The sequence below is a fragment of the Bacillus sp. ABP14 genome, assembly GCF_001831375.1.
Lineage (GTDB): Bacteria > Bacillota > Bacilli > Bacillales > Bacillaceae_G > Bacillus_A > Bacillus_A paranthracis.
Genome location: NZ_CP017016.1, coordinates 59,320 through 82,500 on the forward strand (window position 1 = coordinate 59,320; position 23,181 = coordinate 82,500).

General features: G+C 36.9%; 24 protein-coding genes and 2 tRNA genes (1 of these 26 only partly in view). All 26 read left to right on the top strand.

Going from position 1 to position 23,181, the window contains the following annotated elements:
- Positions 1-64: 64 nt before the first annotated feature.
- A complete protein-coding gene (spoVT, locus tag BGI23_RS00315; RefSeq protein WP_000648302.1) occupies positions 65-601 on the top strand; it encodes a stage V sporulation protein T in 537 nt (178 codons plus the stop codon).
- A 230-nt stretch (positions 602-831) separates the two neighbouring features.
- Complete coding sequence (locus BGI23_RS00320) at positions 832-2,433, top strand: putative polysaccharide biosynthesis protein (RefSeq protein WP_000444155.1); 1,602 nt, start codon at positions 832-834, stop codon at positions 2,431-2,433.
- 12 nt (positions 2,434-2,445) lie between these two features.
- On the top strand, positions 2,446-3,906 hold the full coding sequence (yabN, locus tag BGI23_RS00325; RefSeq protein WP_000014267.1) for a bifunctional methyltransferase/pyrophosphohydrolase YabN: 1,461 nt from the start codon (positions 2,446-2,448) through the stop codon (positions 3,904-3,906).
- A 14-nt stretch (positions 3,907-3,920) separates the two neighbouring features.
- Positions 3,921-4,196 (top strand): RNA-binding S4 domain-containing protein, encoded by a 276-nt coding sequence (locus BGI23_RS00330; RefSeq protein WP_001234876.1) that lies wholly within the window; start codon positions 3,921-3,923, stop codon positions 4,194-4,196.
- A gap of 58 nt (positions 4,197-4,254) precedes the next feature.
- Positions 4,255-4,563: a sporulation protein YabP gene (gene yabP, locus BGI23_RS00335; RefSeq protein ID WP_001059102.1), complete on the top strand. Its 309-nt coding sequence runs from the start codon at positions 4,255-4,257 to the stop codon at positions 4,561-4,563.
- Positions 4,560-5,213, top strand: coding sequence for a spore cortex biosynthesis protein YabQ (gene yabQ, locus BGI23_RS00340; RefSeq protein WP_000059762.1), 654 nt, complete (start codon positions 4,560-4,562; stop codon positions 5,211-5,213). Before yabP ends, yabQ begins: the two co-directional genes overlap by 4 nt.
- The gene (divIC, locus tag BGI23_RS00345; RefSeq protein ID WP_001208736.1) at positions 5,210-5,569 is read left to right on the top strand and encodes a cell division protein DivIC; all 360 of its coding nucleotides are present in this window, start codon (positions 5,210-5,212) and stop codon (positions 5,567-5,569) included. Before yabQ ends, divIC begins: the two co-directional genes overlap by 4 nt.
- Before the next feature lie 87 nt (positions 5,570-5,656).
- Positions 5,657-6,139, top strand: coding sequence for a S1 domain-containing RNA-binding protein (locus BGI23_RS00350; protein WP_000021452.1), 483 nt, complete (start codon positions 5,657-5,659; stop codon positions 6,137-6,139).
- 160 nt (positions 6,140-6,299) lie between these two features.
- Positions 6,300-6,373 (top strand) — tRNA-Met (locus BGI23_RS00355).
- A 13-nt stretch (positions 6,374-6,386) separates the two neighbouring features.
- Positions 6,387-6,458 (top strand) — tRNA-Glu (locus BGI23_RS00360).
- Positions 6,459-6,718: 260 nt separating this feature from the next.
- Positions 6,719-9,190: a stage II sporulation protein E gene (gene spoIIE / locus BGI23_RS00365; protein WP_001123530.1), complete on the top strand. Its 2,472-nt coding sequence runs from the start codon at positions 6,719-6,721 to the stop codon at positions 9,188-9,190.
- A gap of 233 nt (positions 9,191-9,423) precedes the next feature.
- A complete protein-coding gene (gene tilS, locus BGI23_RS00370) occupies positions 9,424-10,854 on the top strand; it encodes a tRNA lysidine(34) synthetase TilS (RefSeq protein WP_000655446.1) in 1,431 nt (476 codons plus the stop codon).
- The gene (gene hpt / locus BGI23_RS00375) at positions 10,851-11,393 is read left to right on the top strand and encodes a hypoxanthine phosphoribosyltransferase (RefSeq protein WP_000981838.1); all 543 of its coding nucleotides are present in this window, start codon (positions 10,851-10,853) and stop codon (positions 11,391-11,393) included. Before tilS ends, hpt begins: the two co-directional genes overlap by 4 nt.
- Before the next feature lie 85 nt (positions 11,394-11,478).
- Positions 11,479-13,380, top strand: coding sequence for an ATP-dependent zinc metalloprotease FtsH (ftsH, locus tag BGI23_RS00380; protein WP_001079659.1), 1,902 nt, complete (start codon positions 11,479-11,481; stop codon positions 13,378-13,380).
- A 224-nt stretch (positions 13,381-13,604) separates the two neighbouring features.
- Positions 13,605-14,393, top strand: a complete 789-nt coding sequence (locus BGI23_RS00385) for a type III pantothenate kinase (protein ID WP_000578367.1) — start codon at positions 13,605-13,607, stop codon at positions 14,391-14,393.
- A gap of 6 nt (positions 14,394-14,399) precedes the next feature.
- A complete protein-coding gene (hslO, locus tag BGI23_RS00390) occupies positions 14,400-15,275 on the top strand; it encodes a redox-regulated molecular chaperone HslO (RefSeq protein ID WP_000656366.1) in 876 nt (291 codons plus the stop codon).
- A gap of 104 nt (positions 15,276-15,379) precedes the next feature.
- On the top strand, positions 15,380-16,303 hold the full coding sequence (gene cysK / locus BGI23_RS00395) for a cysteine synthase A (protein WP_001261701.1): 924 nt from the start codon (positions 15,380-15,382) through the stop codon (positions 16,301-16,303).
- A gap of 220 nt (positions 16,304-16,523) precedes the next feature.
- Complete coding sequence (gene pabB / locus BGI23_RS00400) at positions 16,524-17,921, top strand: aminodeoxychorismate synthase component I (RefSeq protein ID WP_070805068.1); 1,398 nt, start codon at positions 16,524-16,526, stop codon at positions 17,919-17,921.
- A 5-nt stretch (positions 17,922-17,926) separates the two neighbouring features.
- On the top strand, positions 17,927-18,514 hold the full coding sequence (pabA, locus tag BGI23_RS00405; protein ID WP_070805069.1) for an aminodeoxychorismate/anthranilate synthase component II: 588 nt from the start codon (positions 17,927-17,929) through the stop codon (positions 18,512-18,514).
- Entirely contained in the window at positions 18,508-19,380 is an 873-nt protein-coding gene (pabC, locus tag BGI23_RS00410; protein ID WP_000909886.1) for an aminodeoxychorismate lyase, read from the top strand. Before pabA ends, pabC begins: the two co-directional genes overlap by 7 nt.
- Positions 19,355-20,215: a dihydropteroate synthase gene (gene folP / locus BGI23_RS00415; RefSeq protein WP_002081846.1), complete on the top strand. Its 861-nt coding sequence runs from the start codon at positions 19,355-19,357 to the stop codon at positions 20,213-20,215. The genes pabC and folP overlap by 26 nt, the downstream gene beginning before the upstream one ends.
- Positions 20,216-20,578, top strand: a complete 363-nt coding sequence (gene folB / locus BGI23_RS00420; protein ID WP_000358059.1) for a dihydroneopterin aldolase — start codon at positions 20,216-20,218, stop codon at positions 20,576-20,578. It abuts the gene before it with no gap.
- Entirely contained in the window at positions 20,575-21,090 is a 516-nt protein-coding gene (folK, locus tag BGI23_RS00425; protein ID WP_001059445.1) for a 2-amino-4-hydroxy-6-hydroxymethyldihydropteridine diphosphokinase, read from the top strand. The genes folB and folK overlap by 4 nt, the downstream gene beginning before the upstream one ends.
- Positions 21,042-21,245 (top strand): helix-turn-helix domain-containing protein, encoded by a 204-nt coding sequence (locus tag BGI23_RS00430; RefSeq protein WP_000387027.1) that lies wholly within the window; start codon positions 21,042-21,044, stop codon positions 21,243-21,245. Before folK ends, BGI23_RS00430 begins: the two co-directional genes overlap by 49 nt.
- A 23-nt stretch (positions 21,246-21,268) precedes the next feature.
- A complete protein-coding gene (dusB, locus tag BGI23_RS00435; RefSeq protein WP_000912260.1) occupies positions 21,269-22,267 on the top strand; it encodes a tRNA dihydrouridine synthase DusB in 999 nt (332 codons plus the stop codon).
- A gap of 159 nt (positions 22,268-22,426) precedes the next feature.
- Positions 22,427-23,181: the 5' portion of a lysine--tRNA ligase gene (lysS, locus tag BGI23_RS00440; protein WP_000369678.1), read on the top strand. The gene runs 745 nt beyond the window's last position; 755 of the gene's 1,500 nt are visible here — the first part of the coding sequence; its start codon is at positions 22,427-22,429; its stop codon lies beyond the right edge, outside the window.

Below are 23,181 nucleotides of genomic sequence, written 5' to 3' on the forward strand. Positions count from 1 at the left end.
GATTTTTACATGAACAGGTAAATTCACCACTTTGATCATCAGTAGAAAGTGAGGCAGCATTAGAATGAAAGCAACTGGAATCGTACGTCGAATTGATGATTTAGGTAGGGTAGTAATCCCGAAGGAAATTCGTAGAACTTTACGTATTCGAGAAGGGGACCCACTAGAAATATTTGTAGATCGCGATGGAGAAGTAATTTTAAAGAAATATTCTCCAATTAGCGAGCTAGGTGATTTTGCAAAAGAATATGCAGATGCTTTATATGATAGCTTAGGACATAATGTGCTTGTATGTGATCGAGATTCTATTATCGCAGTATCAGGTGTATCAAAAAAAGAATACTTAAATAAAAGTGTTGGCGATTTAATTGAAAAAACGATGGAAGAAAGAAAGTCTGTTATTATGACGGACGAAAGTGATATTTCCATTATTGATGGTGTAACAGAAAAGGTTCATTCTTATACAGTTGGGCCGATTGTTGCAAATGGAGACCCAATTGGGGCTGTCATTATTTTTTCAAAAGAAGCGATTATAAGCGAAATAGAACACAAGGCGGTCAATACTGCTGCCAGTTTCTTAGCAAAACAAATGGAACAGTAAAGGTGTATGATTTTAGAAGTAGCAATCTTTCCTAATTATGATATTTCTTCTTGAGAAATCAATTATTTGGAGATATATGTATATTGAATGAAGGTAGCGCTTTGCTACCTTTTTTCATTGAATATTTCTAACGTTGCACGAACGTATTCTTACTTGTGTAGGTAAGGAAGCTTGTCCTTTTCTTTATGATATAATACGAGGGGTGAGAATAGAAAAAGGAGTTTTCTTGCATGGAATCGAAGAAGTATCAAGCCTTTTGGCGTGGGGCTATTATATTAACAATCGCAAGTTTTGTTACAAAGGTATTAAGCGCCTTTTACCGTATTCCATATCAAAATATAGCGGGTGACGTTGGTTTTTATATTTACCAACAAATTTATCCATTTTATGGATTTTGTTTAATTTTAGCTACTTATGGGTTCCCTATTATAATTTCAAAAATGGTTGCGGAACGATTAGAGCGAGGGAAAAAACAAGAAGCAGAGGAAATTATTTGTGTATCTTTTTGGTTTTTATTAGGGATTGGTTTCATAGGATTTTTTACATTGTTCTTTGGTGCCGAAGCAATTGCGATAGCTATGGGCGATATACACTTAGATAAGCTATTACGCGTTATTTCCTTTTCATTCATATTGATGCCGTTTTTATCTGTAGCAAGAGGATATTTCCAGGGATTCAATAATATGATGCCAACAGCTGTTTCGCAAGTGATAGAACAAACGATTCGTGTTTCTATTATTGTATTTTTATCTCTATTCCTAATTGCTCACGAATTTGATTTATATACAGTTGGTGCAGGTGCTATGCTCGGTTCAATCGCAGGTGGATTGATTGGGATTATCGTACTTATACTTTATATGCGTCATGACTTTCGTTCTATATTCTTCAAAAGTGTAAAGAGGATTAAAGGGAAAAAGAAGATTATAAAAATCCTGTTTTGGCAGGGGTTAGCGATTTGTGTTAGTAACTTAGTGCTTATTTTTATACAAATGGCTGATTCTATTTCTTTCTATTCTCTACTTATTGGAGCGGGAGAGCCAGTTGAAAGTGCAAAGGTGTTAAAAGGTGTTTATGACAGAAGTATCCCGCTTATGCAATTGGGTACTGTCGTGACAACTTCCTTCTCGTTGTCGCTTATTCCAATTATTACAGCAGCGAAGGAAAGAGGGGATCTTACCTTTATTCGAGAAAAGGTAAGGTTAGCGATGAAAATAACATTTGTTATCGGATTTGCAGCAGCCATTGGATTAACTTGTATTATCCAACCTACGAATATTATGTTGTTTGAAAATAGTGATGGGTCAGATGTTTTATCTATTTTATCTTTATCTATTTTATTTAGTTCATTGTCGATTACAACTGCTTCTATTTTGCAAGGGTTAGGACAAACATTAAAACCAGCAATATTTGTTATATGTGGCGGTTGTTTAAAGTTAGCTTTAAATTATATATTAATGCCATATTTTAGTGTGAAGGGAGCTGCAATTGCGACGCTAGTTGCGTTAATTGTAATTTCTATACTAAATAGTGTATTACTTATGCGAGCTGTATCCGAATCGCTTATCGACAAACGGAATATGTTAGGTATAGTTATTAGTGGTATCGGTATGGGATTTGTACTAATAATGTTTATGCGTGTATTGCAAATGTCTGGATTAGTAATGGATACAAGTCATAGAGGTGTTGCAACACTTGAGGCGTTGTTAGGTGTAGCCATCGGCGGATTGGCATATATGTTTTTCATTTTAAAATTACGTGTATTTACAAAAGCAGAAATAGGAACCGTTATGAAAAAAGAGAAAAAAGAAGGTTCATTGAAGAAGAGTGGATAGAGGTGACAGGTTGTGAGTGGAATCATTACTATTTTAGGATTAGGTGCTGGTGAATTAGATCAGTTAACGATGGGTGTATATAGAAAAATAAAAGAAGCAGATCACATGTTTGTTAGAACGAAGGAACATCCCGTTATAGAAGAGTTGGAGAAAGAAGGTATACGATATACTGCTTTTGACAATGTATATGAAGCACATGATACATTTGAAATTGTATATGAAACAATTGCGAATACATTGCTAAAACAAGCTGAAGGTGCAGAAATCATCTATGCTGTTCCAGGGCATCCACTTGTAGCGGAAAGAACGGTTCAGCTACTATTGGAAAAAAGTGAAGTAGCGAATATTGAAGTGCGAATTGAAGGTGGGCAAAGTTTCCTTGATCCTATGTTTGCAAGTCTTAAGATTGATCCGATTGAAGGATTCCAATTAATTGACGCTACATCATTTGAAAGAGGACAATTAGAATTACGTCAACACTTAATCTTTTGCCAAGTATATGACGCATTCGTTGCATCAGATGTGAAATTAACATTAATGGAGATGCTGCCAGATGATTATGAAGTGTATATCGTAACAGCTGCAGGGACTTCATTTGAGCAAGTGAAAAAGGTGCCGTTGTACATGTTAGATCATGAAACGGAGTTGAATAATTTAACGAGTGTGTACATACCACCAGTTCAGGAACGTGCATCCTTGTATCAACAGTTTGATGTGCTTAGAGAAATTATTGCAGATCTTCGTGGCCCGAATGGCTGTCCATGGGATAAAAAGCAAACACATCAATCTTTAAAGAAATATTTAATTGAGGAAGCTTATGAAGTATTAGAAGCAATTGATGAAGAGGATGATGATCACTTAGTAGAAGAACTGGGTGATGTATTATTACAAGTTATGCTTCATGCCCAAATCGGAGAGGACGAAGGTTGGTTCTCTATAGATGATATTATTCGAACTTTATCTGAGAAAATGGTTCGTCGTCATCCGCATGTATTTGGGAATACGGATGTAAATAATGCCGATGAAGTAATTGCCAATTGGGAAGAAATTAAAAAACAAGAAAAAGGGTTTGTAAAAGAATCTGTTTTAAATGGAGTTCCAAAAAGTTTGCCGCAGTTACTACGCGCTTATGAAATCCAGAAAAAAGCTGGTAAGGTTGGTTTCGATTGGGTTGATGTACAGCCGATGATAGAGAAAGCCTTAGAAGAATGGCAAGAGTTCCAACAAGAAGTTACAAACATGGATGAGGCGAAGATGTTAAGTGAATTTGGCGATTTACTATTTGCGTTTGTTAATATAGCTCGTCATTATAAAATAGATCCAGAAGAAGCGTTACGTTCAACAAATGAGAAATTCGTCAGTCGTTTTTTATACATGGAAGCAAAGGTAGCTGAAATGAAGAAAGAGATGCAAGATTTATCATTAGAGCAGTTAGATGTTTTCTGGGAAGAGGCAAAACAAACAGAGCGTTAATAGGGGGATTTAATATGCGTCTAGATAAGTTTTTAAAAGTATCACGTTTAATTAAAAGAAGAACATTGGCGAAAGAAGTAGCTGATCAAGGAAGAATATCCATTAATGGTCAAGTGGCAAAAGCAAGTTCAGATGTAAAAGTAGCTGATGAATTAACAATTCGTTTTGGTCAAAAAATAGTAACTGTAAAAATAAATGAATTGAAAGAAACGACTAAAAAAGAAGATGCAGCAAATATGTATAGCTTAGTTCGTGAAGAAAAAGTAAAGGCCGAAGAAGGCTTGTTCTAAAATCGATTATCCCTTCATACATTACTATTAGCTAGTATAAATGTATGGGGGGATTTACGTGAATAATGGTTACTCACCTATGTCTTCTAATCAACAAAATGTTTCTGTAGAGCATGATATTGTTATGCGTGGCAGACGTGTAATTGATATTACCGGTGTAAAGCAGGTAGAGAGTTTTGATAGCGAAGAGTTTTTACTTGAGACTGTAATGGGCTTTTTAACAATTCGCGGTCAAAATTTGCAAATGAAAAATTTAGATGTAGAAAAAGGTGTTGTATCGATTAAAGGGAAAGTTCATGAGATGCTGTATATTGATGAGAATCAAGGGGAGAAAACTAAAGGCTTCTTTAGTAAGTTGTTTAAATGAGTCTAACAATTCAGTTGTATACGATGCTCTCAATGATCGGAATGGGTGCTTGGATTGGAGCGTCTTTAGATACATACCAACGATTTTTAAAACGTCAAGAACGTAAGCGTTGGATTGTATTTATACATGATATACTATTTTGGATTGTCCAAGCATTATTCGTTTTTTACGTATTACTTCTTGTAAATGAAGCTGAACTACGTATATATGTATTTTTAGCATTATTATGTGGTTTTGCGGCATATCAAAGCATGTTGAAAGCAATATACATGAGACTGTTAAATTTTCTCATCTATATTTTTGTGCAAACAACACACTTTTTTGTTCAAATTATACAGCTACTCATGATAAAACCTGTTATTATTATAGCGCAGCTATTTATTGCATTTATATTATTCTTATTTCGTATACTGCTTTCAATTGGACATGTGTTATGGAAAATGGTGATTTGGATATTACTTTTCATATGGAAAGTTTTTTTCTGGCCTGTTCGATTTATTGCTTCGCTCATATGGAAACTTCTCCCTAATCGTGTTAAACTTTTTATAATGAAGCATGTAGGGTTCCTGCAATATATAGCAAAATTGAAGGGACATATCTTCCAATTGTGGGAGCGTATAAAAAAGAAGTTAGGGGGACCTCGGAAATGAGGGAACTGAGACAAAGAACAATCGAAAAACAGAGTCCAAATCCTGTTAAAGAGCATATAATACAAACGGATGAGAACAGGAAGCGACTTTATCGCCGTTTAGCGGTTTTTCTTGTCTTTGCTTTTACAATTATTGCGAGTATTAGTGTAACGTTTTATCAACAAAACAGTTCCATTAAAGCAAAAGAAGCAAAAGTTAAGGACATGAAAAAAGAACTGGATTCATTAACGAACAAAGAAAAGAGTCTAAAAGACGAAGTTCAAAAGTTAAATGATGAAGAGTACGTATTAAAGATTGCTAGAAGGGATTATTTCTTCTCTGGAAAAGGGGAGATAATTTTTCCTGTTTCTAAGTAGAGTATGTCTTATTGACACTATATTTTAGGATTATATATAATAAAGTAAAATTTGACTTTTTAACCACTAAGGAGGAGCATTTTTTTTATGTCAATCGAGGTAGGCAGCAAGTTACAGGGTAAAGTAACAGGTATTACAAATTTTGGGGCTTTTGTGGAGCTGCCAGAAGGCTTAACGGGTCTTGTTCATATTAGTGAAGTTGCTGATAATTATGTGAAAGATATTAACGATCACTTAAAAGTGGGCGACCAAGTAGAAGTAAAAGTTATTAACGTTGAAAAAGATGGTAAGATTGGTCTATCTATTAAAAAAGCGAAAGAGCGTGAAAAAACAGAAGGAGATCGTCCACGTGGTGAATACCAACGCGGTGGTGATCAACAACGTTCTGGACGTCCACAACGTAATCGTTCTTTCAACAGAGATAACCGTGGTGGCGGTAACGACCGTGCTCCAAAAGAAACATTCGAGCAAAAGATGGCACGTTTCTTAAAGGATAGTGAAGATCGTTTAACTTCTTTAAAGCGTAACACTGAATCTAAACGTGGTGGCCGTGGCGCACGTCGCGGATAATAAGAACGTTTAATTCTTAGAATATAGAGAGGTGCCCAGGGCGATTGCTCAGGGTGCTTTTTTATATGTGAAAATATATTTTTAAAAAAGTTTTCAAGATGTGTTGACTTTAAATTATATCTGAGGTAAGATACTAATTGTCCGTTAAATAAGACGACATGGCGGTGTAGCTCAGCTGGCTAGAGCGTACGGTTCATACCCGTGAGGTCGGGGGTTCGATCCCCTCCGCCGCTATATTTAATTTAACGGCCCGTTGGTCAAGTGGTTAAGACACCGCCCTTTCACGGCGGTAACACGGGTTCGAATCCCGTACGGGTCATCTAAAAAGATTATGCAAATGCGCATGATCTTTTTTTTGTTAAATAAATTAAGACATACAACACTTCTACAAAATCACCCTATATTTTCTGAATGTTCGATTAAAATATTAAAAATAAAATACATACTGTGTATATATGTAGAGTTATTTCGAATAAAAAGTCGAACGATTATAAAAGTGAAAACTGTTGTTTTGACAAAAATCCCAATAATCATCTTTTATAATGACAGTAATTAAACTATGCAGGTGGTGTTAAAAATATGCCTAAAGCAGGAAGGAATACTATGAATACAAGTGCATTGGCAATGAATGAAGGTCAGCTTGGAGGAGTAAAGTGGACGAGTAAGTTGCGAATGAAGTTTGAGCAAGTTTTCTTTAGATGGGGATTCATTATTGTTGTTATTGGTTTTCTTTTGGGACGAGCATATATATTAACAAACATTTTACCGTTTGCACTACCGTTTTTTGCTGCTGTTTATGTTATGAAGCGGGATAAAATGCCGCTCGCATTCTTGGCCCTAATGGGGGGCGCACTTTCAGTTTCGATAGATAATTTATTCTTTACCTTTGCATCTATTTTTACTTTCTTCATTTATAATATCTTCTTTAGTCGGTTTACACGTAAAACTGTTGGACTTGTACCATTCCAAGTATTTATCTCCGCATTAACTGCACATTTAGTTGTCGTATATTTTGCACAACAAACTGTTACCATGTACGATTTACTCGTTAGTACGATTGAGGCAGGGCTTAGCTTTGTATTAACTATGATATTTTTACAAAGTGTCCCGCTTTTAGTAGAAAGAAAAGGGAAACAACAAGCGTTAGAGACAGAAGAAATTGTTTGTTTAATTATATTACTAGCATCTGTTTTAACTGGTACAACAGATTGGTTCATATATGACGCTTCTATTCAACATATTTTTACTAGGTATTTAGTGCTTGTGTTTGCGTTTATCGCAGGAGCGGCTACAGGATCTACAGTAGGGGTCGTCACTGGGTTAATATTAAGCTTAGCAAATGTCTCTAGTTTGTCCCAACTTAGTCTGCTTGCTTTTTCTGGATTGCTTGGTGGTTTGTTAAAAGAAGGAAAACGCTTAGGTGTTAGTTTAGGTTTATTAATTGGGACAAGCTTGATTACGCTATATGTAGACAAGCAAACAAACATTGTGACAACTTTAATTGAATCTGGTGTGGCGATTGCTTTCTTTTTATTAACACCGAAACTTGTTATGGATCGTATTGCTAAATTTATGCCAGGCACACAGGAGCATTCGCAAGATCAACAACAATATTTAAGAAGAATGCGTGATGTTACAGCGAATAAAATCAATCAATTTGCCAATGTATTTGCTGCTTTATCTAATAGCTTTTCTGTATATGGATATGTGGAGGAGGAAGATAAAGAGACGGAGGCAGATTTGTTCTTAAGTACAATTACTGCAAAAACATGTCAAACATGCTTTAAAAAGGACCAATGCTGGGTAGTTAATTTCGATAAAACATATGATTATATGAAACAAATAATGAGTGAAACGGAAGAAGGAACTCTGCAGCATAATCGGAAGTTAGTTCGTGAATGGGACAAGCATTGCGTAAGAGGCAAGAAAGTGACGGATTTAGTAGCGGGTGAATTAGATCACTTCTATGAGGGACAAAAATTACGAAAACAAATGAAAGAAAATCGTAGAATAGTAGCGGAGCAACTATTAGGTGTATCAAAAGTTATGGAGGATTTTGCTAAGGAGATACAAAGAGAACGAGAAAATCATCAAGTACAGGAAGAGCAGATTCTGCAAGCGTTTCGTGATTTTGGTGTAGAAGTAGAGCATGTTGATATTTATTGTTTAGATAGAGGGAGTATTGATATTGAAATGTTGATTCCAGTTGCATCTAATGAACACGGAGAGTGTGAAAAATTAGTTGCACCGATGCTTTCTGATATTCTAAAGGAAAATATTGTTGTGAAACATGAAGAAAAATCTTCTTATCCGAACGGCCACAGTTTAATATCATTTGGTTCAGCAAAAACGTATTCCCTTGATACCGGCTTGGCCACAGCCGCGAAAGGCGGTGGGTTTGTTTCGGGTGATTCTTATGCGATGATGGATTTAAGTGTTGGGAAATATGCCCTTGCAATTAGTGATGGCATGGGAAATGGACAAAGAGCTCATATGGAGAGTAAAGAAACAGTGAAATTATTACAAAAAATACTTCAGTCAGGCATTGATGAGGAGATAGCAATTAAATCTATTAACTCTATTCTCTCTTTAAGAACAACAGAAGAGATGTTTACGACATTAGACTTAGCTATGGTAGATTTGCGGGATGCGAGTGCGAAGTTTTTAAAGATTGGATCAACGCCGAGTTTTGTTAAACGTGCAAATAATATTTTGAAAATTGAAGCAAGTAATTTACCAATGGGGATTATCGAGGATGTTGAAGTTGATGTAGTGGGTGAGCAATTAAAAACAGGTGATATTCTTATTATGATGAGTGATGGGATTTTTGAGGGCGCGCAGCATGTAGAGAATCACGAGTTATGGATGAAGCGGAAAATTAAAGAGTTACAAACTGAAGATCCGCAAGAGATTGCTGATATCATCATGGAAGAGGTGATTCGCTCTGGCGATGGTTATATAAATGATGATATGACTATTGTGGTGGCGAAAGTGAAGAAAAATATGCCGAAGTGGGCTACCATTCCAATTGTGGGAATGCAGGCACAATAAAGTTGAAGTGTGATGTTCCTTTATCGCTTTTTCCTTCTAAAAACCTAGGTGAATACCTAGGTTTTTTTGCTTTAAAAGATAATGTTATTATTTTTGTGAATATGTACGGATGATGTAAGATAAAAATGTAATTTTTGTATATCTTTTTTTTGCACAATGTTTGTAAAAGTTGTACCATTATAAACAAGGTAACTAACGTTGCTGTTCTTGTTTAATGAAAGGTGATTACGAAGTTGAAAGATACATTTGTTGAAAAGGTAGATGACTTTGTAAAGCAGCATGATGTATTAAAGGAACGCTCAACAATTGTTGTAGGGGTTTCTGGTGGTCCTGACTCTTTGGCTCTTCTATATTATTTGTTAGAGAAAAGAGCAGCAAAACAGTTTGAAATTGTAGTGGCTCATGTGGATCACATGTTTAGAGGTGATGAATCTCATGAGGACCTACAGTTTGTGCAGGACCTTTGTAAAGGACTGGGAGTTATTTGCGAAACAATAAGAATTAATGTGTCGCAATATCAACAGCAATACGGGATGAATGCACAGGTTGCTGCTAGAGAATGCAGATATGCATTTTTGGAAAGAATAATGAAGAAATATGATGCGAGATATGTAGCCCTTGGACATCATGGTGATGACCAAGTAGAGACGATTTTAATGCGTCTTGTACGAGGGAGTACTCCGAAAGGATATGCAGGAATTGCAGTGAAGCGTCCTTTTCATAATGGATATTTAATTAGGCCGTTACTTGGAGTAACAAAGGAAGAAATTGTTGATTACTGTAATAAGCTGAAAATAATTCCTCGTATAGATCCAAGTAATAAAAAGGAAGTATATACAAGGAATCGATTACGTAAATATGTTCTTCCTCATTTGAAAGAAGAAAACCCACAAGTGCATGAGAAATTCCAAAAATTTAGCATGCAGATGCAAGAGGATGAGGCGTATTTGCAGGAATTAGCTTTTGAGAAAATGAATAAAGTAATTACAAAAAAAAGTGATAAACAAATTAGCATATCAATTCCTGCCTTTGAATCCATGTCTATGCCTTTACAAAGAAGAGGGATTCAACTAATATTAAACTATCTTTATGAATATAAGATTCCATCTTCTCTTTCCTCTATACATATTGACAAAGTGATTGAGTTTTTTAAGCGGACACAACCTTCGGGTTCACTTGATTTCCCAGGTGATTTGAAAATTGTTCGCGCATACGAGGAGTGTAGCTTTGGATTTAAACAAGAAATTGTTTCTCCTTTCTTACAAGATTTATCAGTTCCCGGGACAATTACGCTATCGAACGGGGATAAACTTGTAACAGAGGTGAGCGAAGATATACCAAGTGACATGAATGAAACAGTATTTGTTGCTAAGTATAATGATATATCATATCCGCTTCGTATTCGGTCTAGAGAAAATGGAGATCGCATGTCAATACAAGGTATGAATGGCACCAAAAAGATAAAAGCTATTTTTATCGAAGCGAAAGTGCCAAGAGAAAAAAGAGAAGAATGGCCGGTCGTTTGTGATGCAAGAGGGAATGTTATTTGGTTACCCTTGTTGAAGCGATCTGCATTTGCTATCTCGAAAGAGAGAGCAAAGAAGGATAAATATATGATTATTCACTACAAAAGCAAGGAGTCTTCCGGGAGGATAATGAAATGATGAATCAAGATATCGAAAAAGTATTAATTTCTGAAGAGCAAATACAAGAAAAGGTGCTCGAATTAGGCGCGATTATTGCAGAGGATTATAAAAACACAGTACCTCTTGCGATTGGTGTACTAAAGGGTGCAATGCCATTCATGGCAGATTTATTAAAGAGAACAGATACATATCTTGAAATGGACTTTATGGCTGTATCTAGTTACGGTCACTCAACTGTTTCAACAGGCGAAGTAAAAATTTTAAAAGACCTTGATACTTCTGTAGAAGGTCGCGATATTTTAATCGTTGAAGATATTATTGATAGCGGTCTTACGCTAAGTTACTTAGTAGACCTATTTAAATATCGTAAAGCGAAGTCTGTAAAAATTGTTACGTTATTAGATAAACCAACAGGCCGTAAGGTAGATTTGAAAGCGGATTATGTTGGATTTACTGTACCGCATGAATTTGTTGTAGGATATGGATTAGATTATAAAGAGCAGTACCGTAATCTTCCTTATGTAGGAGTATTAAAACCAAGCGTTTACTCAAATTAATTAAATACAGGCGTCACAATTGTATAGGAAAGTTTTTCTATGTTACGATTTACTATAGTGTTTATGCCGTGAGAGGAGGTTAGGAATGAATCGTATCTTCCGTAATACCATCTTTTATTTACTGATATTCCTAGTAGTAATTGGAATCGTGAGCTATTTTAATGGTTCGACACAAAAAACGACATCAGTTAGCTACGATAAATTCATTACTAAACTAGAAAAAGGTGAAGTTCGTAATGTGCAACTTCAACCGAAAAATGGTGTGTTTGAAGTAAAAGGACAATTTAATAACTCTAGCCAGGGAGAACAATTTGTTACTTATGCACCAAATACTGAGGAATTACAAAAGAAAATTAATGATAAAGCGCAAGGTGCTGAAGTTAAGTATCAACCAGCAGAAGAAACAAGTGCTTGGGTAACCTTCTTTACTTCTATCATTCCGTTTGTCATTATCTTCATTTTATTCTTCTTCTTATTAAACCAAGCTCAAGGCGGCGGTAGCCGTGTTATGAACTTCGGGAAAAGTAAGGCGAAGTTATATAATGACGAAAAGAAAAAAGTTCGTTTCAGAGATGTTGCTGGAGCGGATGAAGAGAAACAAGAGCTTGTTGAGGTAGTTGAATTCTTGAAAGATCCTCGTAAGTTTGCTGAAGTTGGTGCCCGTATTCCGAAGGGTGTTCTATTAGTGGGACCTCCAGGTACAGGTAAAACTTTACTAGCACGTGCCGTTGCAGGTGAGGCAGGCGTTCCGTTCTTCTCTATCAGTGGTTCTGATTTCGTAGAGATGTTCGTCGGTGTCGGTGCATCACGTGTACGTGATTTATTCGAAAACGCAAAGAAAAATGCTCCTTGTATCATTTTCATTGATGAAATTGATGCTGTAGGACGCCAACGTGGCGCAGGTCTTGGTGGTGGCCATGATGAGCGTGAGCAAACGTTAAACCAATTGCTTGTTGAAATGGATGGATTCGGTGCAAACGAAGGTATTATTATCATCGCTGCGACAAACCGTCCTGATATTCTTGACCCAGCATTATTACGTCCAGGTCGTTTTGACCGTCAAATTACAGTAGATCGTCCAGATGTAAATGGTCGTGAAGCTGTACTGAAAGTACATGCTCGTAATAAACCGCTTGATGAGAATATCAACTTAAGAGCAATTGCAACTCGTACACCGGGATTCTCTGGTGCCGATCTTGAAAACTTATTAAACGAAGCTGCTTTAGTAGCTGCGCGTCAAGATAAGAAGAAAATTGATATGAGTGACATTGATGAAGCAACGGATCGTGTTATTGCAGGTCCGGCTAAGAAAAGTCGTGTTATCTCTGAAAAAGAACGTAATATCGTTGCTTTCCATGAAGCGGGCCACACTGTAATTGGTGTTGTTCTTGATGAAGCAGATGTCGTTCATAAAGTAACAATTGTCCCTCGTGGTCAAGCTGGTGGATATGCAGTAATGCTTCCGAAAGAAGATCGTTACTTCATGACAAAACCAGAGTTACTTGATAAAATCACTGGTTTACTTGGTGGTCGAGTAGCTGAAGAAATTGTATTTGGTGAAGTGAGTACAGGTGCTCATAATGACTTCCAACGTGCGACTGGTATTGCAAGACGTATGGTTACGGAATTTGGTATGAGTGATAAGCTTGGACCAATGCAATTTGGTAGCTCACAAGGTGGTCAAGTGTTCTTAGGAAGAGACTTCCATTCAGAACAAAACTATAGTGATGCGATTGCACACGAAATCGATATGGAAATGCAAACGATTATGAAAGAATGTTATGCTCGTGCAAAACAAATTCTTACTGACAATCGTGATAAACTAGATCTTATTGCGAAAACGTTACTTGAAGTAGAAACGTTAGATGCAGAGCAAATTAATCATTTATGTGATTATGGCAGATTGCCAGAACGTCCAACATCTTCAGCTGATGTGAAAGTAAACATCAACATGAAGAAGGACGATGAAGAATCAGAAGATAAGTAAGAGATGAAGGAGTGACGATAGTCACTCCTTTTTTATTTGTAGAAGGGAACTAAGTAGAAAAAGAATTTAAATAAATCTGGTATTAAAAATTGAAATGGAGAGTAATCTTTTTGTAAAATGATGAGGATAGAAAAGCTGATTATATAAGTATGTGTGATATGATGTTTTTATAAGTTTTATGCATACTACATAAATATAGATTAAATAAGATAAGTGGTGAGAATATGATTTTTGTATTGGATGTAGGGAACACAAATGCTGTACTGGGCGTGTTTGAAGAGGGGGAACTTCGTCAACATTGGCGCATGGAAACAGATCGTCATAAGACAGAAGATGAATATGGAATGCTTGTAAAACAGTTGCTTGAGCATGAGGGTCTTTCGTTTGAAGATGTGAAAGGTATTATCGTGTCTTCAGTCGTACCACCAATTATGTTTGCTTTAGAGCGCATGTGTGAAAAGTATTTTAAAATTAAGCCGCTTGTAGTAGGTCCTGGAATAAAAACGGGGCTAAATATTAAATATGAAAATCCACGTGAAGTAGGTGCGGATCGAATCGTAAATGCAGTAGCAGGAATCCACTTATATGGAAGTCCGCTTATTATTGTCGATTTTGGTACGGCTACTACATATTGTTATATTAACGAAGAAAAGCATTATATGGGTGGAGTTATTACACCGGGAATTATGATTTCAGCAGAGGCTTTATATAGTAGAGCAGCAAAACTTCCTCGTATTGAAATTACAAAACCCAGCAGTGTAGTTGGGAAGAATACGGTAAGTGCGATGCAATCTGGTATTCTTTATGGTTATGTAGGACAAGTGGAAGGTATTGTTAAGCGCATGAAAGAGGAAGCTAAACAAGAACCGAAAGTTATTGCAACAGGTGGATTGGCGAAATTAATTTCAGAAGAATCGAATGTAATTGATGTTGTAGATCCATTCTTAACATTAAAAGGTTTGTATATGTTATACGAGCGTAATGCAAATTTACAGCATGAGAAAGGTGAATAAATAAGTATGAAAGATTATTTAGTAAAAGCGTTAGCATTTGATGGGGAAGTGCGTGCGTATAGTGTACGTACTACAAACACGGTAAGTGAGGCGCAAAGACGTCATGATACATGGAGAACAGCTTCAGCGGCACTTGGTCGTTCTTTAACTGCAGGTACAATGATGGGTGCAATGTTAAAAGGTGACCAAAAGCTAACGATTAAAGTAGAAGGTAATGGCCCGATTGGTCCTATCTTAGTAGATGCTCATGCAAATGGGGATGTACGTGGTTATGTAACGAATCCGCATGTTGACTTTGAAGGAACAGAACAAGGGAAATTACGTGTATATCAAGCGGTAGGTACTGAAGGGTTTGTAACGGTAATTAAAGATATTGGTATGCGTGAGCCGTTTATTGGTCAATCTCCAATTGTTTCAGGAGAATTAGGAGAAGACTTCACGTATTATTTTGCAGTTTCTGAGCAGACGCCTTCTTCAGTAGGTGTTGGTGTCCTTGTAAATGGAGATGATAGCATATTAGCAGCAGGTGGATTTATCCTTCAAATTATGCCGGGTGCACAGGAAGAAACAATTTCATTCATTGAAGAGCGTTTACAGAAGATTCCTCCTGTATCAACATTGATTGAACAAGGGCTTTCTCCAGAAGAGTTACTGTATGCAGTCCTTGGAGAAGATAAGGTAAAAGTATTAGAAACGATGGATGTTCAATTTAATTGCACATGCTCACGCGAACGTATCGAGAGTGTGTTAATTAGTTTAGGTAAAACGGAGTTAGAGCAAGTTCGTGAAGAAGAAGAAGAAACAGAAGTTCATTGTCATTTCTGTAATGAGCGATACAAGTTCTCTAAAGAAGATATTACAAATTTAATTGAGAATTTGTAATAAGGGAATTCGTCCTCTAAATACATTGACAAACAGGGAATTTTCTGACAAAATCTAAATATAGATAAAACCAATAAAAATACTCGGTGTTAGGAGTGACAGGAATGCGAGTGGCACAATCAGTTTCAGAATTAATCGGGAAAACGCCGATCGTTAAGTTGAACCGCATCGTAGAATCAGACAGCGCAGATATATACTTAAAATTAGAATTTATGAATCCAGGGAGCAGCGTTAAAGATCGTATCGCATTAGCTATGATTGAAGATGCTGAGAAAAAAGGATTATTAAAAGAAGGCGATACAATCATTGAACCGACAAGTGGTAACACTGGAATTGGTTTAGCGATGGTAGCGGCTGCTAAAGGATATAAGGCAATTTTAGTAATGCCAGAAACAATGAGTATTGAACGTCGTAATTTATTACGTGCTTACGGTGCGGAATTAGTATTGACTCCAGGGCCTGAAGGAATGGGTGGAGCAATTCGTAAAGCGACTGAATTAGCAAAAGAGAATGGTTACTTTATACCACAACAGTTCAAAAACCAATCGAATCCAGAAATTCACCGTTTAACAACAGGTCCAGAAATTGTTGAACAAATGGGCGACCAATTAGATGCGTTTATTGCAGGTATTGGTACGGGTGGAACGATTACTGGTGCTGGTGAAGTGCTGAAGGAAGCATATAAAGATATTAAAATTTATGCAGTAGAACCTGCGGATTCACCAGTATTATCTGGTGGGAAACCAGGCCCGCATAAAATCCAAGGAATTGGGGCTGGATTTATCCCAGAGACATTGGATGTAGAAGTATATGATGAAATTGTTCAAGTGAAAACGGAGCAAGCGTTTGAATATGCAAGAAGAGTGGCTAAAGAGGAAGGTATTCTAGTTGGTATCTCTTCTGGAGCAGTTATTTATGCAGCAACAGAAATTGCGAAAAAGTTAGGTAAAGGGAAAAAGGTACTTGTTATTATCCCAAGTAACGGTGAACGTTATTTAAGTACACCACTTTATCAATTTGAGTCTTAATTACATGTGATTGAAAAAGCATCCTTGAAAAAGGATGCTTTTTCTTTTTGGATTGGAAATAGGAAAAGAGTGAATGACTAGAAAACTTCATGTAAAATAAGAGGTAGTATAATTAATTTATTTTCACTAGCCTTCGAGTATAACTCTTCTATATACATAACGAATGTAGTTTGAAGTGGTTAAAATAAGAGGGTGGGATAAAAGAAGACGGGGTGTTGATATGCAACGAAGAAAATCTTTAGCGCTTTCTATTCCATATCAGTTAGATTTCTTTAAGCAATATAAATTTCTTTCTAAGGATAAACCGCAACATATTTTGTTAGAGAGTGGGCGTGGCGGTCGTTATAACATTGTGGGGTTAAACCCGGTAGCGGTAATCCGAGGGAAGGGTGAAACGTTACATATAAGTGAAAGTGGTAAGGAAACAATAAAGCAAGGAAACCCATTAGATTTAATGCAGGAATATATGGAGCGATGGAAAACGGATTATAATCCGGAATACCCGCCTTTTCAAGGTGGTGCAATTGGTTACTTTAGTTATGATTGCATCCGTTATATTGAAAAACTTCCTTCCCTTGCAGAGGATGATATTAATATACCTGACATATTCTTTTTATTATTTGATGATGTGTTTGTGTATGATCAAAAAGAAAAAGTGTTATGGATTATTACACATTATGTAGATAAGCATGAAGAGGCAAAAGAGCGATTACATGAGTGGAAGGTTCTTTGGGCGACAGAAGCGCCGGAAGTGACTATACCGTTTGCATGCCCTGAAAAGAAAAGTGAAGCAGTTGCTTTTACTGAAGAAGGTTTTATGAAGGCAGTTGAATGTATTCAAGAATATATTGGGGCTGGTGATGTGTTCCAAGTAAACTTGTCGACGAGACAAGAAAGAACGTTACAAACACACCCGCTAGAAATTTATACAAGTCTTCGTGAAATTAATCCATCTCCATATATGGGTTACTTGGAGCTTGGGGATTTTCAAATTGTTAGTGGATCGCCGGAGTTGTTAATTAAGAAACAAGGAACTGAAGTAAGTACAAGACCAATTGCTGGAACGAGATCTAGAGGGGCGAATGAGCAAGAGGATGAAGAATTGGCAAGAGAATTAATTGAGAATGAAAAAGAAAGAGCAGAGCACGTCATGCTTGTGGATTTAGAACGAAATGATTTAGGGCGTGTTTGTAAATATGGCACTGTAGAAGTAGATGAATTTATGGTAATTGAGAAATACTCACACGTTATGCATATTGTTTCTAATGTGCGTGGTGAGGTGGAAAAAGATAAAGATGCTTTTGATTTAGTGAAGGCTGTGTTCCCTGGGGGGACAATTACTGGCGCCCCGAAAATACGTACGATGGAAATTATTGAAGAATTAGAACCTGTTCGCCGAGGGATTTATACAGGTTCAATCGGTTGGATTGGTTATTCTGGAGATACAGAATTGAATATTGTAATTAGGACACTTCTTGCTAAAGATGGAAAAGCGCATGTACAAGCAGGAGCGGGAATTGTAATTGATTCAAACCCGGAAAATGAATATAAAGAGTCGTTAAAAAAGGCGATTGCTTTATGGCGTGCAAAAGAACGTAGCGAAGAAACGGTTAGGTGAGAGAAATGATATTAATGATTGATAATTATGATTCTTTTACATTTAATTTAGTGCAGTTTCTTGGAGAACTTGGACAAGATCTTGTTGTTAAACGTAACGATGAAGTGACTATTTTAGATATTGAGAATATGAAACCAGACTTTTTAATGATTTCGCCAGGTCCATGTAGTCCGAATGAGGCAGGGATTAGTATGGAGGTTATTCGATACTTTGCTGGAAAGATTCCGATTTTTGGGGTTTGTCTTGGGCATCAATCTATTGCGCAAGTGTTTGGTGGAGAGGTTGTCCGTGCAGAGCGATTAATGCATGGGAAAACATCGCTTATGCATCATGATGAGAAGACGATTTTTTCGGATATCCCTAATCCGTTTACCGCGACGCGCTATCATTCCCTTATTGTTAAGAAAGAGACGTTACCTGATTGTTTAGAGGTAACGTCTTGGACAGAAGAAGGGGAAATTATGGCGCTCCGCCATACAACATTACCGATTGAAAGTGTGCAGTTCCACCCGGAATCTATTATGACTTCTCACGGGAAAGAGTTGTTGCAGAATTTCATTCGTAAATATAGTCCAAGTGTGACATCATGTTAATTTACGTAAATGGTCAGTATGTAGAATCGAGTGAAGCGAGAATTTCTCCTTATGATCATGGTTATTTATATGGTCTTGGAGTTTTTGAGACTTTTCGTATTTATAATGGTCATCCTTTCTTATTGGATGATCATTATGACCGTTTAATAGATGCGTTGGATACGTTGCAAATTAAATGGTCGATGACGAAAGATGAAGTAATGCTTATTTTGAAGAATTTACTCGTTAAGAATAAATTAGAGCATGCGTATGTCCGTTTTAATGTATCGGCGGGTATAGATGAAATTGGATTGCAAACAGAAATGTATGAAGAGCCGTCTATTATTGTTTTTATAAAACCTTTAGCGGCCCCGGGAGATGTAGTGGAAAAAGAAGGGGTTGTCTTAAATCAAGTGAGAAATACACCAGAGGGTGCATCTCGCTTGAAGTCTCACCATTATTTAAATAACATTTTGGGGAAACGTGAAATTGGAAATGGTGTGAATAAGGAAGGAATTTTCCTGACTGAAGTAGGTTATGTTGCAGAGGGTATTGTTTCGAATCTCTTTTTTGTGAAAGGTGATATTTTATATACACCTTCGCTTGAAACAGGGATTTTAAATGGTATCACTCGTGCGTTTATTATAAAGGTTGCTGAAGAGATTGGTATAGAAGTAAAAGAAGGTTTCTTTACAAAAGATGAATTACTTTCAGCCGATGAAGTCTTCGTAACAAACTCGATTCAAGAAATTGTTCCGCTTAATCGTATAGAGGGACGAGATTTCCCGGGTAAAGTAGGTATGGTTACAAAAAGATTTATGAACCTTTATGAAATGCAGAGAGAGAAATTGTGGAGCAGAAATGAATTACGAAGAGGAGATGTGTAGTTTGAAGTGGGATTATGATTTGCGCTGCGGCGAATATACATTGAACTTAAATGAAAAAACGTTAATTATGGGGATTTTAAATGTAACACCAGATTCGTTTTCTGATGGTGGGAGTTACAACGAGGTAGATGCTGCAGTGCGCCATGCGAAAGAAATGCGAGATGAAGGTGCTCATATTATTGATATTGGTGGCGAATCTACTCGTCCGGGCTTTGCTAAAGTGTCAGTGGAAGAAGAAATAAAACGAGTTGTTCCAATGATTCAGGCTGTCTCAAAAGAGGTGAAATTACCTATTTCTATCGACACATATAAAGCGGAAGTTGCAAAACAAGCGATCGAAGCTGGTGCTCATATTATTAATGATGTTTGGGGAGCGAAGGCGGAACCGAAAATCGCTGAAGTTGCGGCTCATTACGATGTACCTATTATCTTAATGCATAATCGCGATAACATGAATTATCGTAATTTAATGGCTGATATGGTTGCTGATTTATATGACAGTATTAAAATTGCTAAAGATGCTGGTGTACGAGATGAGAATATCATTTTAGACCCAGGCATCGGTTTTGCTAAAACACCTGAACAAAATTTAGAAGCGATGCGTAATTTAGAACAGTTAAACGTACTAGGTTATCCAGTTCTCTTAGGGACTTCAAGAAAGTCCTTTATTGGGCATGTGCTAGATTTACCGGTAGAAGAACGTCTTGAGGGGACGGGAGCTACCGTTTGTCTTGGTATTGAAAAGGGTTGTGAGTTTGTTCGTGTTCATGATGTGAAGGAAATGGCACGTATGGCTAAGATGATGGATGCGATGATTGGTAAGGGGGTAAAGTAATTGGATAAAATTTATATTCATGATATGGAGTTTTACGGTTATCATGGTGTATTCCCAGAGGAAAATAAATTGGGCCAGAGATTTAAAGTGGACTTAACGGTGGAATTGGATTTGAAACAAGCAGGAGAAAGTGATGACTTAGAGCATTCTGTTAATTATGGAGAGCTTTTCGAATTATGTAGGAAAGTTGTAGAAGATAGAACATATAAGCTTGTAGAGAGTATTGCTGAAAATATTGCTACAGATATATTGAAACAATATGAGAGTATTTCAAGATGTACGATAAAGGTAATTAAACCAGATCCGCCGATACCAGGACATTATCGTGCTGTAGCGGTAGAAATTACGAGAGAACGTCCATGAATAATATAGCTTACATTGCATTAGGTTCAAATATTGGAGAGCGTTATACGTATTTAACTGAAGCGATTCAGTTTCTGAATAAAAATCCTTATATCAAAGTTGAGGATGTTTCGTCTGTATATGAGACGGAACCGGTTGGCTATACTGACCAAAGTTGCTTTTTAAATTTAGTTATAAAAATTTCTACCAATTTATCACCGCAAGAATTATTGAAAGTAACGCAAAAAGTAGAAAATGATCTAGGAAGAAAAAGGGAAATTAGGTGGGGACCTAGGACTATCGACCTTGACATTTTACTATATAATCAAGAAAATATTGAAGCAGAGAATCTTATTGTTCCGCATCCGCGGATGTTCGAAAGAGCTTTTGTTATCGTTCCGTTGTTAGAGATTAATCAAGATATAAAACAAAACATTTCACGTTCACAAGTAGAAGAAATGAAAAGGCGAGAGGGAGTAACGGTATGGAAGCAGAAAAATGGGGAAGACGCATTCGTGCTTTTCGAAAACTAAAAGGTTATACGCAAGAAGGTTTTGCAAAAGAATTAGGGGTATCTGTATCTGTTTTAGGTGAAGTTGAGCGAGGGAATCGATCGCCTTCCCAAGACTTTGTAGTGGAAGTTGCTAAAGCATTAAAGGTCTCGATAGATGAGCTAATGCCAAAGTGACCATGAAGGAAGGAGTAAATCGAGTGTTAAAAATCGCAAATATTGAGATGAAAAATCCGGTTGTATTAGCACCGATGGCGGGAGTGTGTAACTCTGCATTCCGTTTGACAGTAAAAGAATTCGGTGCAGGCCTAGTTTGTGCTGAAATGGTAAGTGATAAGGCGATACTACTGAACAATAAAAGAACATTAGATATGTTATATATTGATGAGAGAGAAAAGCCATTAAGTTTACAAATTTTTGGTGGCGAGAAAGAAACTCTTGTAGATGCTGCGAAATACGTAGATCAATATACGACAGCAGACATCATTGATATTAATATGGGGTGCCCAGTACCAAAAATCGTTAAGTGTGATGCAGGAGCAAAGTGGCTTTTAGACCCAAATAAAATATATGAAATGGTAGCGGCAGTTGTAGATGCTGTAGAAAAACCAGTTACAGTAAAAATGCGTATCGGTTGGGATGAGGATCATATTTTCGCAATCGAGAATGCGAAAGCTGTTGAGCGTGCTGGTGGACAAGCGGTAGCGGTTCATGGGCGCACACGAGTACAAATGTATGAAGGAAAAGCGGATTGGGATATTATTAAACAAGTAAAGCAAGCTGTAAATATCCCGGTTATCGGAAATGGCGATGTCGCAACGCCGCAAGATGCAAAGCGTATGCTTGATGAAATTGGTGTAGATGGTGTTATGATTGGCCGCGCTGCCCTTGGAGATCCATGGATGATTTATCGTACGGTAAAGTATTTAGAGACTGGTGAATTAATGCCGGAACCGACAGTACGTGAGAAAATTGACGTATGTATGTTGCATCTAGATCGTCTGATCGATTTAAAGAATGAAAATGTCGCTGTAAGAGAGATGAGAAAGCACGCAGCTTGGTATTTAAAGGGCATTCGTGGTAATGCAACTGTACGTAATGGTATCAATGCTTGTAATACGCGTGAAGACCTTGCAAATGTATTAAGTACATTTGTAGAAGAAGTAGAAGCGAAACAACAAACAATTCACGTTGGTTAATAATAGGAAGGGAAGATTGACATTCTTCTATACACTTCCTATAATTACGTGAAAGAAAGAAGAACTGCCAGTTAGTTGCTGGCAGTTTTTCTAGTTGAGTAGAAAATGCTATACTGTATATATTGTAAAAATTAATAGAGCTGGAGTGATATCAATACCATGGATAACATGAACCACGAAGAATTAAACGACCAATTGCTTGTTCGTCGTGAAAAGCTACATAACTTACGTGAGCAAGGGATCGATCCGTTCGGTAAACGTTTTGAACGTACAAATGCAACAAATGAATTATTAAGCCTATATGGAGAGTTCTCTAAAGAAGAATTAGAGGAGAAAGAAATCTCTGTTTCTATCGCTGGTCGTATTATGACAAAACGCGGTAAAGGAAAAGCTGGATTTGCACATATTCAAGATTTACATGGACAAGTTCAAATTTACGTTCGTAAAGATGCTGTTGGAGATGAAGAGTACGAATTATTTAAAACGGCAGATTTAGGTGACTTAGTAGGTATTGAAGGTAAAGTTTTCAAAACGAACGTTGGAGAACTTTCGGTGAAAGCAACGGGCTTTACGCTATTAACGAAATCTCTTCGTCCATTACCGGATAAATATCATGGATTAAAAGATGTTGAACAACGCTACCGTCAACGCTACTTAGACTTAATTACAAGTATGGAAAGCCGTGAAACATTTGTTACTCGCAGTAAAATCATTCGTGAAATGAGAAGATACTTAGATGACAATGGTTATCTTGAAGTGGAAACACCTATGATGCACGCAATTGCAGGTGGAGCTTCTGCGCGTCCTTTTATTACGCATCATAATGCGTTAGATATGGAATTATATATGCGTATCGCAATTGAACTTCATTTAAAACGCCTTATTGTGGGTGGATTAGAAAAAGTTTATGAAAT